Genomic DNA, 15,831 nt, shown 5'->3' on the forward strand with positions numbered 1-15,831 from the left:
GGCCTTGCTGAAAATGACTAAGCCCGGCCGAGGCCGGGCTGACTGCGTCACATCAGGGCTTAGCTGATGCGGTGGGCCTGGGTGCGATCGAAACCGTCTTCAGCGAATTTGGCGCCGCCAGTGCGATCGAAACCGTCTTCTACATAAGTGGCCGGCTGGGTTGGCACGGCGTTGAAGTTGTGGGCGTTGGTACGGTCGAAGCCGTCTTCGGCGAAGGCGTTGACAGCCAGTACCGAGAAGGCCAGGGTCAGGATCAGTTTGCTTTTCATGGTCGTTGCTCCGAGGTGGTGAGGGGTTGTTTGTTTCTATGGGTGTAATGCTACGCCGATAAAATTGATTAAAAAGCGCAAAAAATAACGTATAAGAATCTAAAAAGTAGATGTATTTGACGGCAGTTCGCCCTCATCGCCAGCAAGGCCATGCACGGACCTGTGGGAGCTGGCCTTGCCAGCGATGCAGGCGATGCGGTCTACGCTATGAGTGAAGATTGAGGGTGTGGGATTAATTGCGGGTTAAAGCGCCATAAACAAAAAAAGGGGGCAATCCGCTGGCGGATGCCCCCTTTTTTCTGCCGATGACTGGGATCAGTCAGTGGTGATCCGCGAATGCTTGCGGGTGTCCTTCATGAACACATACACCAGCAACGAGCAGGCGATACAGGCGGTCACGTACCAGTAGTAGCCGGTCTCCATGCCGATGCTCTTGAACCACAGCGCCACGTATTCAGCGGTACCGCCGAAGATCGACACGGTCAGGGCGTACGGCAGGCCAACGCCCAGGGCGCGGATTTCGGTGGGGAACAGCTCGGCTTTGACCACCGCGTTGATCGAGGTGTAGCCGCTGACGATGATCAGCGCCGCCATGATCAGGAAGAACGCGCCCCACCAGGTCTGGATGGTGTGCAGGGTGGTGAGGATCGGTACGGTGCACAGCGTGCCGAGCACGCCGAAGGCGATCAGGATCGGACGCCGGCCGATCTTGTCGGAAAGGCTGCCGATGACTGGCTGCAGGCACATGAACAGGAACAGGGTGGCCGCCGAAATGGTGGTCGAGTCGCTGATGCTCATGCCCACCGTGTTCACCAGGTACTTCTGCATGTAGGTGGTGTAGGTGTAGAAGGCCAGGGTACCGCCCATGGTCAGGCCGACCACGGTGGCCAGCTCCTTCGGATGGCGCATCAGGGTGCGCATCAGGCTTTCCTTGGACTTTTCCTTCTTGGTGAAGGAGGCGGTTTCTTCCATGCCACGGCGCAGGTACAGGGCGACCACCGCACACAGGGCGCCGATCACGAAAGGCACACGCCAGCCCCAGGCATACAGCTGCTCGGTGGTCAGGGTCTGCTGCAGGATGATCAGCACCGCCAGGGCGATGAGCTGGCCGGAAATCAGCGTCACGTACTGGAAGCTGGAGAAGAAGCCACGGCGTTCCTTGGTGGCCATCTCACTGAGGTAGGTGGCGGAAGTGCCGTACTCGCCGCCCACCGACAGGCCTTGCATCAGACGCGCTATGACCAGCAGCACCGGCGCGGCGACACCGATGGTTTCATAACCCGGGGTCAGGGCGATGACCAGCGAGCCTGCGCACATCAGCAGGACCGAAGCCATCAGCGCGGCCTTGCGGCCCTTGCGGTCGGCGTAGATACCCATCAGCCAGCCGCCGATCGGGCGCATCAGGAAGCCCACGGCGAAGATCGCGGCGGTGTTGAGCAGTTGGGCGGTGGTGTCGCCAGCGGGGAAGAAGGCTTTGGCGAAGTACAGGGAGAACGCGGCGTAAACGTACCAGTCGTACCATTCGACCATGTTGCCGATCGAGCCGCTGAAAATCGACTTGAGTCGGCTGCGGGTGGTTTTTTCCGCGGCGGGCGCAATGGCCGCCCCGGCGGGCAGAGTGCTGGAGTTATCCATCGAAGGGACCTTCATAGTTGTTTTTGTGGAGCGCGTCGAAACGCAGCCTGCCAGGGCTATAGCAGAAGCTGTGCCAGGTGCTGGAGGCCCGGTCTAGAAGGGTTGTACGGGTGTGATGAGCGGAAATCCGCCTATCCAAACGAGTGGGTAGGCGAAAATCCGCTTATGGCGATCAGCTGTGTCGATCAAGCAGGGCCGAGAAAATCTTCACGCAGCAGGCCGTGGCGCTGCATTTTTTCGTTGAGGGTGCGCCGCGGCAGTTGCAGCTCTTCCATCACCGCCTTGATCTCGCCCTTGTGGCGGCTGAGGGCGGCGCGCAGGCACTGGGCTTCGAAGGCTTCCTGCTGGGCGGCCAGCGATTGCCCGGCTTCGATTTCTGCTGCCGCCGGCTCGCCCAGCCCCAGGGCATGACGTTCGGCGGCGTTGGCCAGTTCACGAACGTTGCCCGGCCAGTCGTGACCGAGCAGCTTGCCCAGGTGCGCGCCACTGAGTACCGGCGTGCTACGGCCAACGCGCTCGGCGGCCAGGCGGGCAAAGTGGTTGAACAGCAGCGGGATGTCTTCGCGCCGGTCGCGCAACGGCGCCAGGCGCAATTCGGCGACGTTCAGGCGATACGCCAGGTCTTCGCGAAAGCGGCCGGCCCGGGCTTCTTCGAGCAGGTCGGGTTTGGTCGCGGCGATGATCCGCAGGTCGACGCTGATGCTCTGGTTGGCGCCCAGGCGTTCGAGCTTCTGCTCCTGCAACACGCGCAGCAGCTTGGCCTGCTGGGCCAGTGGCATGCTTTCGATTTCATCGAGGAACACCGTGCCGCCATTGGCATATTCGAGTTTGCCGATACGCTTGCCCTGGGCGCCGGTGAAGGCGCCGCTTTCATGGCCGAACAACTCGGCCTCGAACAATTGCTCGGGGATCGCCGCGCAGTTGAGAGCGACAAAGGGCTTGCCGGCGCGCGGGCCAAACTCATGCAGGCAGCGCGCGACCTGCTCCTTGCCGCTGCCGGTTTCGCCGCGAATCAGCACGTTGACCGGCAGGCTGGCGAGGTCCAGGACCTGCTTGCGCAACTGCTGCATGCCCTGGGACACGCCCAGCAGATCCGCCTCCAGGCGTACCTTCAAATCGGCCTGTTCATGCAGGCGGCGGTTCTCCAGCACCAGCTGGCGTTTTTCCAGGGCGCGGCGCAGGCTGCCGAGCAGGGCTTCGGGGCTGAAGGGCTTTTCAAGAAAGTCGTAGGCGCCATTGCGTATGGCCTCGACCGCCATCGGCACATCGCCATGGCCGGTGAGCAGGATCACCGGCAGGTCGGCATCGCTGGCCTGCAGCTGTTCGAGCAACTGCAGGCCGTCCATGCCGGGCATGCGCACGTCACTGAGGATCACCCCGGGGAAGTGCACCGGCAGTTGCTGCAGGCAGTCTTCGGCACGGCTGAACAGCTGCACGTTGAAGCCGGACAGGCTCAGCCATTGCTCCACGGCTGTGCGGATGCTGGCTTCATCGTCGACGACCATCACTGAGTTCAACATGCGGGTTCCGGGTCCATAGGCAAGGTCAGGCTGAAACGGGCGCCGCCGGGTTGGTTGTCGACCTGCAGGCGGCCGCCGGCTTCGTGAATGATGCCATAGGAAATCGCCAGGCCCAGGCCCAAGCCTTCGCCCACCGGCTTGGTGGTGAAGAACGGGTCGAAGACACTGGCCAGGTGCTCGACGGGAATACCGCCGCCGCTGTCGAGCACGCTCAGGCGCCAGTGGTCCCGTTCGGCATCGATGCGCACCTCAAGGCGTTTGTAGCTCTTTTCGGCCATGGCATCCAGGGCGTTGCGCAGCAGGTTGATCAGCACCTGCTCAAGGCGTATCGCATCGCCGCGCACCCAGGCCGGGCGGGCCAGGTACAGGGCGACGCTGACGTCTTCGGCGCGGATGCGCGCATCGAGCAATTGCAGCGCCTGGTCAACCACGGTGGCCAGGTCCAGGCGTTCGCGCAGGCCGCTGGGGCTGTTGCGGGCGAAGGTTTTCAGGTGCCCGGTGAGGGCCGCCATGCGCGTGAGCATCTGCTCCAGCGGCTCCAGGGCCTGGCGTGCTTCATCCAGGCGTTGGTTATCGAGCAGCAGGCGCAGGGTTGCCAGCTGCATGCGCTGGGTGGTCAGCGGCTGGTTGATCTCGTGGGCCAGCGCCGCCGACATCTGCCCAAGCGCCGCCAGCTTGGCCGATTGCACCAGGCCCTCCTGGGCGGTGCGCAAGTCGCGGGTGCGGGCTTCGACCAGGCGTTCGAGTTCTTCGCGGCTGCGTTGGCGCAGGCGGGCCAGGCGCAGGCGCTGGCTGATGAACAGCAGGGCGAACACCAGGCTCAGCCAGACCGCAGCGGCAGCCAGCGCGGCGTTGCGGCCATCTTCGCTGACCTGCGGCTTGCGCAGCAGGTGCAGGGTCCAGCCCTCGGCTTCCAGCGGCAGGCTTTCCCACAGGTAGTCGGTATTGCCCTCGGGGCCCTGCACGCGCATCAGGTGGCTGTTGGCGTCAAAGCTGCTGAGGATATGGTGCTGTAGCGGCACCAGCGGTTGCTTGTCGTACTGGCGGGTGGCGGCCAGTTCCGCGCGGTCGGCGCTGGTCAGCGCTTGCAGTTCGCGGTAGCGCCAGCCGTCCTGGTTGGCGATGAAGATGATCCCGCGGGCGTCGCTGACCAGGAGGATATCGCTGCCCTGGCGCCATTCGCGCTCAAGCTCGGGGAACTCCAGCTTGACCACCATGGCACCGAGGAAGCGGCTGTTTTCATCCTGCACGGCACTGGACAAAAAATAGCCCGGCACGCCGCTGGTCACACCCACCGCATAGAAGCGGCCGCTGCCCTGGCTACGGGTCTGTTTGAAATATGGCCGGAAGCCATAGTTGGAGCCGACATAGGTGCTGGGCAGGCGCCAGTTGCTGGCGGCCACGGCCAGGCCGGTGCGGTCGAGCAGCTCGAGGGTCGAGGAATTGGCCGCACCGTTGATGCGCTCCAGCTTGCGGTTCAGGGCATCCTGCACCGGGCCTGCAACCGGGCCGCGCAAGGCGCTGATCAGTTCCGGGTCGAGGGCCAGCACCGCCGGCAGGGCGCGGTAACGTTCGATCAGGGTGTGCAGCGAGTTGGCATACAGCCCCAACTGCTCACTGGCCCGGCGGGCATCCTCGACCATCGACTGGCGCTTGGCGTGGTGCATGGCCCAGCCCGCGGTCAGCAAGGTGCCGGCGAGGATGAAGAACAGAATCAGGCCCAGACGCAGGGCGCGAAAGGAAGAAGGCATGGTGCAAGTCCCGGCAGTGGGGAAGGCCTCCTGGCCTTCCCTTGGAGCATGGCAACGTTTTACAGCAGCTCGAAGCTCTGTTGTTGCACGGCCTGCGAATCGAGGCCGACCTGGACCCGGAACTCACCCGGCTCGGCAGCCCATTGCAACTGGCCGTTGTAGAACTTCAGGTCGTCGGCCTTGATGGTGAAGCGCAGGGTGCGTTCTTCACCAGCCTTGAGCATGACTTTCTGGAAGTTCTTCAGTTCCTTGACCGGACGACTCATGGACGCGGTCACATCCTGCAGGTACAGCTGCACCACGGTTTCGCCGTCACGCTTGCCGGTGTTCTTGACCACGATGCTGGCTTCGAGATCCTGGCCCTGTTTCACCGTCTTGCTCGACAGGCTCAGGTTCGAGAGGCTGAAGTCGCTGTAGCTCAGGCCGTAGCCGAAGGGGTACAGCGGGCCGTTCGGCTCTTCGAAGTACTGCGAGGTGTAGTTGCCTGGTTTGCCCGGGGTGAACGGGCGGCCGATGCTCAGGTGGTTGTAGTACATCGGGATCTGCCCGACCGAGCGCGGGAAGGTGATGGCCAGCTTGCCCGACGGGTTGTAGTCGCCGAACAGCACATCGGCAATGGCGTTGCCGCCTTCGGTGCCGCTGAACCAGGTTTCCAGGATGGCATCGGCCTGCTCGCGTTCCCAGGCCAGCGACAGCGGCCGGCCGTTCATCAGCACCAGCACCAGCGGTTTGCCGGTGGCTTTCAGGGCCTTGATCAGCTCGCGCTGGGCCGCCGGGATTTCCAGGGTGGTGCGGCTGGAGGATTCGTGGGACATGCCACGAGACTCGCCAACCACGGCCACGACCACGTCGGACTGCTTGGCAGCCTTGACCGCTTCGTCGATCAGCACTGCGGCAGGGCGTGGGTCGTCGACGATTTCCGGGGCATCGAAGTTGAGGAAGTTCAGGTAATCGAGGATGGCCTTGTCGTGGGTGACGTTGGAGCCTTTGGCGTAGATCACCTTGGCCTTGTCACCGAGGACCTGGCGCATGCCTTCGCGCACGGTGATCGACTGGTGCGGGCGGCCGGCGGCGGCCCAACTGCCCATCATGTCGATCGGGGCATCGGCCAGCGGGCCGACCAGGGCGATGGTGCCGGCTTTTTTCAACGGCAGGGTCTGCTGGCGGTTTTCCAGCAGGACCAGGCTGCGGCGGGCCACGTCGCGTGCTTCGGCGCGGTGCAGGCGGCTGTCGGCATAGGTGTCGGCCGGATCGTCGCTGGCCTTGCCGATGCGCCGGTACGGGTCTTCGAACAGGCCCATGTCGTACTTGGCACCGAGTACTTCGCGCACGGCGTTGTCGATGTCGGCCTGGTCGATTTCACCGGCCTTGAGCAGGCTGGCCAGCTCTTCGCCGTACAGCGAGTCGTTCATGCTCAGGTCGATGCCGGCCTTGATTGCAAGCTTGGCGGCTTCGCGGCCATCGCGGGCAACGCCGTGGCGCACCAGCTCGGTGATCGCGCCGTGGTCGCTGACGGTCACGCCCTTGAAGCCCCAGTCCTTGCGCAGCAGGTCGTTCATCAACCAGGTGTTGGAGGTGGCCGGCACGCCGTTGATCGAGTTCAGCGCAACCATCACCCCGCCGGCGCCGGCATCGATGGCGGCGCGGTAGGGCGGCAGGTAGTCGTTGAACATCTTGCTCGGGCTCATGTCGACCGTGTTGTAGTCGCGGCCGCCTTCCACTGCGCCGTACAGGGCGAAGTGCTTGACCGCGGCCATCAGGCTGGTGGCTTCGGCCGGGCTCTGGCCCTGGAAGGATTCGACCATCACTCTGGAAATGCGCGAGACCAGGTAGGTGTCTTCGCCAAAGCCTTCACTGGTGCGGCCCCAACGCGGATCGCGGGCGATATCGACCATCGGCGCGAAGGTCATGTCGATGCCGTCGGAGGCGGCTTCAAGGGCGGACACCTGGCCGACCTTGGCGATTGCGTCCATGTCCCAGCTGGCGGCCAGGCCCAGGCTGATCGGGAAGATCGTGCGGTGGCCGTGGATCACGTCGTAGGCGAAGAACATCGGGATCTTCAGCCGGCTCTTGGCGGCGGCATCCTGCATCGGCCGGTTTTCCGCGCGGGTGATCGAGTTGAAGGTACCGCCGATGCGCCCGGCGGCGATTTCCTTGCGGATCATTTCACGGGGCATTTCCGGGCCGATGCTGATCAGGCGCAACTGGCCGATCTTTTCATCCAGGGTCATCTGCTTGATCAGGTCGGCGATGAACGCCTGTTTGTCCTGCAGCGGGGCGGCAGAGGTGTCGGCAAAGGCCGAGTGACTGGCCAGGCTGACAACCAGACCCAGCAAACACAGCTTGTTCATGAATTCTGTTCTCAAGGCTTGCGGCAGGTCGATACTGCCCAGCCGAAGTTGGGGAAGCGGCTATTGTTGTAGTTTGCTGGGGCATCTTTTAGCTGATTGGGCGATCCCGATCCAGCGGCGACGACGGATTATGCCTCAAGTCCGGTGAATCACGGCGATCAAGGAGCGTAGCAACATGCAGGTAATTCATTTCAAGGGCGTACGACTGTGGCTGCTGCTGATGCTTGCCAGCTTGCTGGCCGGTTGCGGGATCAACAACATCCCCAACTATGACGAGCAGGTAAAAGCGGCCTGGGCCCAGGTGCAGAACCAGTACCAGCGCCGCGCCGACCTGATTCCCAATCTGGTCGAAACGGTCAAAGGCTACGCCAAGCAAGAGCAGGAAACCCTGACCGCGGTCATAGAAGCCCGGGCCAAGGCGACCTCGATCCAGGTCGATGCCAGCACCCTGGACGATCCCGAGAAGTTGCGCCAGTTCCAGCAGGCCCAGTCGCAGCTGACCGGGGCCCTGAGTCGCCTGATGGTGGTGTCCGAGCGTTACCCGGACCTTAAATCCAACCAGAACTTCCTCGCCCTGCAGTCGCAGCTTGAAGGTACCGAGAACCGCATCGCCGTCGCGCGCAAGGATTTCATTGCCGCCGTGCAGCGCTACAACACCGAGATCCGCACCTTCCCCGGGCGGCTGTGGCACAGCGTGATGTACAGCGACCTGCCGATCCGGGAAAACTTCGAGGCCACCAGCGCCGATGCCGAAAAAGCGCCTGAAGTGAAATTCTGATGCGTCTGTTCAAGCTCGCGCTGCTGCTGGCGCTGCTGTTTGCCACACCGCTGCGTGCCGAGTTGAGTTTCCCGGCGCTGAGCGGGCGGGTGGTGGACAATGCCGGCCTGCTCGACGGTGCCAGCCGCAGCCAGCTCGACAGCATGCTCAAGGCTCATGAACAGGGTACTGGCGAGCAGGTCGTGGTGGTGACCCTGGCGGATTTGCAGGGGCAGAGCATCGAAGACTACGGCTATCAGCTCGGCCGCCACTGGGGCATCGGCCAGAAGGGCAAGGACAACGGCGCGCTGTTGATCGTCGCCCCTCAGGAACGCAAGCTGCGCATCGAAGTCGGCTACGGCCTGGAAGAGCGCCTGACGGATGCGCAGTCCTCGGTGATCATCAATCGCATCATCACCCCGGCGTTTCGCCGTGGCGAGTACAGCCAGGGCATCGTCCAGGGCACCGCGGCGATTCTCCAGGTGCTGGGCGGCAACCCGTTGGCCGAGCCCTCGCGGGCGCTGGGCGGCGAGACCGAAGACGGTGCGCCGGCCTGGGGCATTGGCCTGTTCATCCTGCTGATCGTCGTGGTGTTCGCCCTGCAGTCCCTGGGCCTTGGTGGTAGCGGGCGCGGCGGCATGGGGGGTGGTTTCGGCGGTGGCTACGGCGGCGGTGGTTTTGGTGGCGGTGGCGGCGGAGGGGGCTTCAGCGGTGGCGGGGGCAGCTTCGGCGGTGGTGGATCGTCGGGTGGCTGGTAAATGATCAATAACGAGTAGCGCAACGCATGACATTGCTTACTGAACAACAGCAGCGCCAGGTCGCTGAAGCCATTGCCCGGGTCGAGCGTCACACCGATGCCGAACTGGTCACGGTGCTGGCCAGCCGCGCCGACGACTACGCCTATATCCCCTTGCTGTGGGCCAGCCTGCTGGCTCTGGTGGTGCCGGGCATCGTCCATTACCTCAGCGGCTGGATGAGTGTGCACAGCTTGCTGATCGTGCAGTGGCTGACCTTCATCGCCTTGTGTCTGCTGTTTCGCATTCCGTCGCTGACCACCCGCCTGATTCCGCGTTCGGTGCGCCACTGGCGTGCGGCGAACCTGGCCCGGCGGCAGTTTCTGGAGCAGAACCTGCACCACACCGTGGGCGGCACCGGCATGCTGATCTTTGTCAGCGAGGCCGAGCGCTATGTCGAAATCCTCGTCGATGAAGGCATATCCCGGCATCTGGACAACAAGGTCTGGGATGTCATCGTCAAGCGCTTTACCGAACAGGTGCGCCAGGGCCAGACGTTGCAGGGCTTTGTCAGCTGTATCGAGGCTTGCGGCGAACTGCTGCGTACCCATGTGCCGCTGACCCACGAGCGCAACGAGTTGCCCAATCGCCTGGTGGTGCTGGGCTAGCGGCGGCGCCCATCGACAAATGCTGTGCAGGGCAAGCGCATCCACGTAAAATTCCCGGCACTGCGCCTACCTGCGCCCCCTCCGCAACCCGAGGCACCTTTTCCCGATGTCCGATTCCCCCACCGCCCAGGCCGCGCCGGATGCGCGTGCGCAGTTTCTGAGCCTGCTCGCCACCAGCCTGGAACAGAACGCCCTGATCAAGCTGGTGCTGGCGCGCCATGTCGGCAACGAAGAAACCCTGCAGCGCATCATTGCCAAGCCGCTGACGGTCAAGGGCCAGGCCTGCGTGTCGTTCGTCTACCGCTACAAGACCCGCGACATCACCCGCAACCTGGGCAACGATGAAGCGCTGGCGCTGGTGGCCGAGTTGCTTCCGGCCTCGTTTCGCAGCGCCCACCTGCTCAGCCTCAGCGACGAAGCGCAGCTGGAGTTCAGCAAGAAGGGCAAGCCGATGCTCCATCGCAGCGCTGTGCAACAAGAGCGCCAGGCGCCGGCTGGTGAGCACGACCGGGAGAAGAAGCGCTACCTGGAACTGAGCCGGCCGTTCCTGCAGGACCTGGGCGTGACCGACAAGCAGCAGGCGCTGATCCCGGCCATGTCGCGCAAGTGGAAGCAGATCAACAAGTTCATCGAAGTGTTTTCCCACGCCCTGAACTCGGCGCCGCTGGCCGCCGAGCAGCCGTTGCGAGTGGCCGATTTTGGTTCGGGCAAGGGTTACCTGACCTTTGCCATCCACGACTACCTGCGCAATACCCTGCAGCGCGAGGCGCAGGTGACCGGCGTCGAGCTGCGCCCGGACATGGTCGAGCTGTGCAACGCCGCGGCCTCGCGTCTGGAGCATCCGGGCCTGGTGTTCGAATGCGGTGATGTGCGCAGCGTGGTGCCCAGCGCCATCGAGGTGATGATTGCATTGCATGCCTGTGATATCGCCACTGATTACGCGATCCACACCGGTATTCGTTGCGGCGCGGCGATCATCATGTGCTCGCCGTGCTGCCACAAGCAGATTCGCCCGCAACTGCACAGCCCGGGCTTGCTCAAGCCAATGCTGCAGTACGGATTGCACCTGGGCCAGCAGGCTGAAATGCTCACTGACAGCTTGCGCGCGTTGTACCTGGAAGCCTGCGGCTACGAGACCAAGGTCTTCGAGTTCATTTCGTTGGAGCACACCAACAAGAACAAGATGATCCTGGCGGTCAAGCGTCAGGCGCCGGTTGAGGCGTCAGCGTTGCTGGAGAAGATCCAGCAGCTCAAGGACTTCTATGGGGTCAAGGAGCATTGCCTGGAGACCTTGTTGCGGGCCGATGGCTTGATCCCTGCCTGAAGACTTTGCGACCGCTGCGCGCTCGATCGCTGGCAAGCCAGCTCCTACAGGGTCGGAGCACGCAGATCCACTGTGGGAGCAACTGTCTTGATCAGGCTGTTTGCTCTCGCCAAGGGGTATTGTCCCGCAGCATTGCATTCAGCCTGACGATCAGCACCCGCATGCAAGCTACGAGTGCCACCTTGGCGCACTTGCCACGTGCCCGAAGTGCTTCGTAGCGTGCTTTAAATTCCGTGTTGTGGCGGATGATGATCCAGCTCGACATGTACAGAACTCGCCTTACATGCGCCCGGCCTCCCCATATCTGGCGGTGCCCTCGATGGCTACCGCTATCGTTGTTGTAAGGCGCTACGCCCACCAGCGCGGCGATCTGACGGCGGTCCAACTGCCCCAGTTCAGGCAGTGAGGCGAGCAGATTTGCGGCGGTTACCCGACCGATTCCGCTCACCGCCAACAACTGACTCGCCCTGGTATCGTCCAGTTGCACCATCGCCTGGTCAATTTCTTCGTCGAGGCGTTTGATCAGCACTTTCAGCTGCTCTATATGCTCATCGAAGTGGGCCATCACTGTTGCCGAGCGACATTGCTGGCGACGCCGCTTGTCGTCATCACGGCTCTGCACAAATTGGGCGCGCTGCTTCACCAGCTCTCGCAGCTCTTCGCGTTCAGGGCTGACCGGTTGGCCTTGAGGGGCGCTGAGGTGTGCAGCGAAGTCCGCAAGGACTTCGGCGTCGATCTTGTCGGTTTTGGCTTTTTTACCCATGGCATCGGCGAATTTTCGGGCACGGGCTGGGTTGATGCAGATGGTTTCCAGTCCTGCTGAGGCCAGGGCGATCAACACATCTTTCTCGTAGCCGCCTGTCGCTTCGATCAGCACTCGACTGATCTTGAAGTCCTTCAGACGCTCAAGCAACGCCTCGAAGCCTGCGGAGTTGTTGGCCACTTCGAAGCGGATTTTCTGAGGTTTGATGCAGATTTCCAAAGTGGCTTTGGCAGTGTCGATTCCAACAGAAGACAACATGGCTGAACCCTCTTACACTCAGTTGTGAGAGCACTCTGGCTTGGCCCACGCTTGTGATTCGAGAGGCGCTCAATCAACTGTTCGGGCTCGGGCCAGAGTGGAGAGGTGAATGGCAGCTTTGCTCCCACACGTGCTTTAAGCACTACCGGCGTACAGCTTGCCATTCACCGCTCTCACTTCTGATTCTATTCCTACCTCAAGACACAAGCCGGCGTTGCCGGTGATAGTGTCAGCCCAGGCCCCGCACCGGCGCAGGATGCACCCGGGTCTTGCGTCCCAGCACCACCGTCGCAATCACCCCGGCGGCAAACACCCAGGTAATCGGCTCGACCTGTTCGCCAAAGAACAGCGCCGAAAAGGCGATGGTGAAGAAAATCTGCAGCAACTGAATCTGGCTTACCCGGGCAATGCCACCCAGGGCCAGCCCGGCGTACCAGGCAAAGAAGCCGATGAACTGCGAGAACAACGACACATAGCCAAAGGCCCACCAGGCTTTTGCACTCACCGGTCCCTGATGCTGCAAAGCCAGGTACACCACCGGCCCGAGCAACAGCGGCGCCGACAGCACCAGCGCCCAGCAGATCACCTGCCAGCCGCCCATTTCCCGCGCCAGCCGGCCACCTTCGGCATAGCCCAGGCCGCCCACGGCAATCGCCGCCAGCATCAGCAGGTCGCCGGCCTGGATCTGCCCGGCGCCCATGATCATCGCGTAGGCCAGCACCAGCGCGCTGCCCAGGGCGGCGCAGGCCCAGAAGGCTTTCGACGGTCGCTCGTGGGACAGCCAGGCGGCGTACACCGCCACGCATAACGGCTGCAGGCCATTGACCAGCGCACCGTGGGACGCCGGCACGCTTTGCATGGCCCAGGCCGAGAACACCGGAAACCCCAGGATCACCCCCAGCGCCACCAGGCTCAGGCCTTTGATCTGCGTCCAGGTCGGCCATTTTTCCCGGCGCCAGAGCAGCAGCGCCGCCGCCGGAATCGCCGCCAGCAACGCACGGCCCAGGCCGTTGAGCAAAGGGTGCAGTTCCTGCACGACGATGCGGGTCATGGGCAGGGTCAGGCTGAAAATAATCACACCGAGAAGGCCAAGGACCATCCCGGTGTTTTCGCGGCTGGACATACAGAGCGCCTGTGGCAGAGAAGTGCCTTCATTGAGCCACAGGCGGGACGGATGATCTTGTTACAGTTGCTAACAAGTTCATCCGTACAGTTGCCTCAGAAGAAGCGGGTGATGCTGACCTTGGCGTTCCGGCCCTGGCTGTAGGCGTATTCGCCGCTGAGCTCGGAGCGGTAGTCCTTGTTGAACAGGTTATCCACCGTCAGGTTCACCTCGGTGCCTTTGAGGTAAGGCTGCTGCGGCTTCCAGTTGGCGAACAGGCCGTGCAGCTGATAGTCGTCGTTGGCATAGTGGTCGTAGTAGCGGTCACCCAGGGCACTGGCCGGGCCTTCGCGGTAGTTGTCGCTCGGCAGGCGGTCGGTCTTGCGCACGAACTGCGCCTGCCAGCCGACCTTGGCGTCCCAGCTGGGGATCTTCACTCCCAGGGTGGTGATCCACTTCGGTGCCGGAATGTCCTTGGCCCAGACGTCCGGCCCCCAAGGGTTGGTGTAGGCACCTTCATGGCGGCCGGTCATCCACGAGTAGGACACCGAACCGAACAGGTAGGTCGAGTCGTAGAAGCTTTCGACCTCGAAGCCCTTGATGGTCACGCCCTTGAGGTTACGGTAATTGGACATCAAGCCTTTACCGCAGGCATCGGAGATGCTTTCGCCCTTGGCCAGCTGTGCTTCGCAGCCGATGCCGGTGGCCTTGAAGATCTCGTCCTTGATTTCATTGCGAAACAGCGTGGTGCGGATCTGCATGCTGTCGTCGGCAGTGAAGACGTTGGCAAAGTCGGTAACGTTACCGGCGCGCAGGGCGGTGATGCGTTCCGGGTCGAGGTTGCGGCTGCTGGCGGTGCGGCTGCCGATCCCCTGGACTTCGTACTGTTCATCCAGCACCGGCGCGCGCCAGGTCTTGCTGTAGTCGGCAAAGAAGGCGGTGTTGGCGGTGGCTTTCCAGAACAGCGACAGGCGCGGCGACCAGCCGGTGTAGGTTTTCTCGCTGTAGTCGTGGCCGTTTTCGGCAACGGTGTAGTACGGCGCCTGGTTCGGCTTGCCCTTGTTGGCGACGTGGTCGTAGCGCAGCGACGGGGTGATGGTCACGTCGCCGAGGGTGATGGCGTCCTGGATGAAATAGCCCTGGCTGTCGACGGTGCCGCTGGGCATGAAGTACGGCTGGTAATGGCCGTTGTTGTATTTGGGAATCTCGTAGCTTTTGCCGGGCATCCACATCTGTGTGTCACGGTCGTGGTGACGGATCTGCAAGCCGCTGGTGAAGGCGTGCTCCAGCGGGCCGGTGGCGAACAGGCTGGTGTTGCGCACGTCGAGCATCTGGTCCTGGTACTCGGTGTCCATCTTGCGCCCGCCGGTGGACGGCTGGAAGAACGCCGTGGCAGCACGCTCGTCGGTCTGCTTGGTGTCGGACTCGGAGTACTTGACCTGCAGGTCGATCAGCGGATTGTTCACCGGCTGGTACTTGTAAGTGGTCGACCAGGTGGTGTCGGTGGTCGTGCGGTTGGCCAGGAAGCGTTTGAGGGCATCCTTGTAGCCGAACCGGTTGATGTCCGACTGGGTCGGCGGCGTCGGGTAGGCGGTGGAGGAGAACGGTGCCCAGCGTTCACTTTCCGAGCGCGACCAGGAGAACCCGAGGCTGTGTTCGTCGTTGAAGTGCAGGTTGGCCTTGAGCAGCGCGCCGTCCAGGTCCAGGGCACTGTTGGGCAGGCGCTGGGGGTTGATCGGGTAACGGCCTTCCGGGTCGGGCAGGGTGCCGGCCAGCTTCATGTCGTCGCCGTCGCGCTTGGTCAGGTACACCAGGGCGTCCATGCGGCCATCGTCGGTGCGGCCGAACAACGCCGAGCTGTAGACCTGCTGGTGGTCGTTGCTGGCATAGCCGTACTTGAGCATGGCGCCGCTGTTGCGCCCCTCCTGGAGCAGGTCGGGGGCGTCCTTGGTGGTCATGTTGACGCTGCCGCCGAAGCCGCCGTTGCCGGTGTAGATCGAGTGCGGACCCTTTTCCACCTCGATGTTCTTGATCAGTTCCGGCTCGATGAAGATGGTGCCTTGCTGGTAGCGCTCGAAGCCGCTCTTGGTCGCGCCATCGACGGTCATCGGTACGTCTTCGGCGTCGCCCAGGCCCCAGATGTTGATGGTCTGGCCGCCAGGCTTGGCCGAGCCGCCCATGTTCACCCCGGGCAGGGTCGCCAGCACGCTGGGGATGTTGCTCGGCTGGTAGCGGTCGATGTCTTCCTGGGTCAGGGTCGAGCGGCCGACGGTGCTCGGGTCGACCTGCTGACCGTCACCTACCACGCTCACCGCGCCGAGCTGGATGCTGTTGTCAGCGGTGGCGTCGTCTTCGCGCAGGCGCACCACATAGGTATTGCCGACCTTGACCAGGGCAAAGCGGCTGTTGTGCAGCAACTGGCTGATCGCCTCGAGCGGTTCGTAAGCACCTTGCAAGGCTGGGGCCTGGACGCTGTTGAGCAAGGATTCGTCAAACAGCAACTGCAGCTTGGCCTGCTGCGCCAGCTGGCTCAGCGACGCCGCCAGCGGCTGCGCCGGCAGGTTCAGTTGCAGCGGCGCGGCCTGGGCCTGCAGGCTCAGGGCCAGGCACGCGGCCAGCAGTGAAGGACGAACAGACAACGGCTTGAAAGGAGCAAACGCACGCAAGATGAAACCCCCCAATACGGCAACAAAGGCCAG

The 15,831-nt window shown here is 63.0% G+C and carries 11 protein-coding genes and 1 pseudogene; 4 read left to right on the forward strand and 8 right to left on the reverse strand.

Annotation, left to right across the window (positions count from 1 at the left end):
* Window positions 1-62: 62 nt before the first annotated feature.
* The 5 genes and pseudogenes from CCOS864_RS06270 to bglX form a co-directional block, all read right to left on the reverse strand.
* A pseudogene (locus CCOS864_RS06270) lies at window positions 63-269 on the reverse strand (hypothetical protein); the annotation flags it as partial.
* Window positions 270-584: 315 nt separating this feature from the next.
* Complete coding sequence (locus tag CCOS864_RS06275) at window positions 585-1,904, reverse strand: MFS transporter (RefSeq protein ID WP_115085528.1); 1,320 nt, start codon at window positions 1,902-1,904, stop codon at window positions 585-587.
* 185 nt (window positions 1,905-2,089) lie between these two features.
* Window positions 2,090-3,424, reverse strand: a complete 1,335-nt coding sequence (locus CCOS864_RS06280; RefSeq protein WP_115085529.1) for a sigma-54-dependent transcriptional regulator — start codon at window positions 3,422-3,424, stop codon at window positions 2,090-2,092.
* Window positions 3,418-5,175 (reverse strand): ATP-binding protein, encoded by a 1,758-nt coding sequence (locus tag CCOS864_RS06285; RefSeq protein ID WP_115085530.1) that lies wholly within the window; start codon window positions 5,173-5,175, stop codon window positions 3,418-3,420. Before CCOS864_RS06285 ends, CCOS864_RS06280 begins: the two co-directional genes overlap by 7 nt.
* 59 nt (window positions 5,176-5,234) lie before the next feature.
* Complete coding sequence (gene bglX / locus CCOS864_RS06290) at window positions 5,235-7,526, reverse strand: beta-glucosidase BglX (protein ID WP_115085531.1); 2,292 nt, start codon at window positions 7,524-7,526, stop codon at window positions 5,235-5,237.
* Window positions 7,527-7,701: 175 nt separating this feature from the next.
* Between bglX and CCOS864_RS06295 the strand changes: the two genes are divergently transcribed.
* The 4 genes from CCOS864_RS06295 (at window position 7,702) to CCOS864_RS06310 (ending at window position 11,009) form a co-directional block, all read left to right on the forward strand.
* Window positions 7,702-8,304, forward strand: a complete 603-nt coding sequence (locus CCOS864_RS06295; protein ID WP_115085532.1) for a LemA family protein — start codon at window positions 7,702-7,704, stop codon at window positions 8,302-8,304.
* On the forward strand, window positions 8,304-9,041 hold the full coding sequence (locus CCOS864_RS06300; protein WP_115085533.1) for a TPM domain-containing protein: 738 nt from the start codon (window positions 8,304-8,306) through the stop codon (window positions 9,039-9,041). The genes CCOS864_RS06295 and CCOS864_RS06300 overlap by 1 nt, the downstream gene beginning before the upstream one ends.
* A 26-nt stretch (window positions 9,042-9,067) precedes the next feature.
* The gene (locus tag CCOS864_RS06305) at window positions 9,068-9,685 is read left to right on the forward strand and encodes a TPM domain-containing protein (RefSeq protein ID WP_115085534.1); all 618 of its coding nucleotides are present in this window, start codon (window positions 9,068-9,070) and stop codon (window positions 9,683-9,685) included.
* Window positions 9,686-9,791: 106 nt separating this feature from the next.
* On the forward strand, window positions 9,792-11,009 hold the full coding sequence (locus tag CCOS864_RS06310) for a class I SAM-dependent methyltransferase (protein ID WP_115085535.1): 1,218 nt from the start codon (window positions 9,792-9,794) through the stop codon (window positions 11,007-11,009).
* Window positions 11,010-11,100: 91 nt separating this feature from the next.
* Here CCOS864_RS06310 and CCOS864_RS06315 read toward each other — a convergent pair whose 3' ends face one another.
* The 3 genes from CCOS864_RS06315 to CCOS864_RS06325 form a co-directional block, all read right to left on the reverse strand.
* Window positions 11,101-12,030, reverse strand: coding sequence for an IS110 family RNA-guided transposase (locus CCOS864_RS06315; protein WP_115084990.1), 930 nt, complete (start codon window positions 12,028-12,030; stop codon window positions 11,101-11,103).
* 229 nt (window positions 12,031-12,259) lie between these two features.
* The gene (locus CCOS864_RS06320; protein ID WP_115085536.1) at window positions 12,260-13,153 is read right to left on the reverse strand and encodes a DMT family transporter; all 894 of its coding nucleotides are present in this window, start codon (window positions 13,151-13,153) and stop codon (window positions 12,260-12,262) included.
* 95 nt (window positions 13,154-13,248) lie between these two features.
* Window positions 13,249-15,801 (reverse strand): TonB-dependent receptor, encoded by a 2,553-nt coding sequence (locus CCOS864_RS06325; protein ID WP_415842481.1) that lies wholly within the window; start codon window positions 15,799-15,801, stop codon window positions 13,249-13,251.
* Window positions 15,802-15,831: the final 30 nt, after the last annotated feature.

The organism is Pseudomonas wadenswilerensis (genome assembly GCF_900497695.1).
Classification (GTDB): Bacteria; Pseudomonadota; Gammaproteobacteria; order Pseudomonadales; family Pseudomonadaceae; genus Aquipseudomonas; species Aquipseudomonas wadenswilerensis.

Excerpts from the sequence above, each read along its gene's own strand:
- CCOS864_RS06300 (WP_115085533.1), top strand. The coding sequence starts at position 8,304 with ATGCGTCTGTTCAAGCTCGCGCTGCTGCTGGCGCTGCTGTTTGCCACA.
- CCOS864_RS06275 (WP_115085528.1), bottom strand. The coding sequence starts at position 1,904 with ATGGATAACTCCAGCACTCTGCCCGCCGGGGCGGCCATTGCGCCCGCC.
- CCOS864_RS06320 (WP_115085536.1), bottom strand. The coding sequence starts at position 13,153 with ATGTCCAGCCGCGAAAACACCGGGATGGTCCTTGGCCTTCTCGGTGTG.
- CCOS864_RS06280 (WP_115085529.1), bottom strand. The coding sequence starts at position 3,424 with ATGTTGAACTCAGTGATGGTCGTCGACGATGAAGCCAGCATCCGCACA.
- CCOS864_RS06305 (WP_115085534.1), top strand. The coding sequence starts at position 9,068 with ATGACATTGCTTACTGAACAACAGCAGCGCCAGGTCGCTGAAGCCATT.
- CCOS864_RS06315 (WP_115084990.1), bottom strand. The coding sequence starts at position 12,030 with ATGTTGTCTTCTGTTGGAATCGACACTGCCAAAGCCACTTTGGAAATC.
- bglX (WP_115085531.1), bottom strand. The coding sequence starts at position 7,526 with ATGAACAAGCTGTGTTTGCTGGGTCTGGTTGTCAGCCTGGCCAGTCAC.
- CCOS864_RS06310 (WP_115085535.1), top strand. The coding sequence starts at position 9,792 with ATGTCCGATTCCCCCACCGCCCAGGCCGCGCCGGATGCGCGTGCGCAG.
- CCOS864_RS06285 (WP_115085530.1), bottom strand. The coding sequence starts at position 5,175 with ATGCCTTCTTCCTTTCGCGCCCTGCGTCTGGGCCTGATTCTGTTCTTC.
- CCOS864_RS06295 (WP_115085532.1), top strand. The coding sequence starts at position 7,702 with ATGCAGGTAATTCATTTCAAGGGCGTACGACTGTGGCTGCTGCTGATG.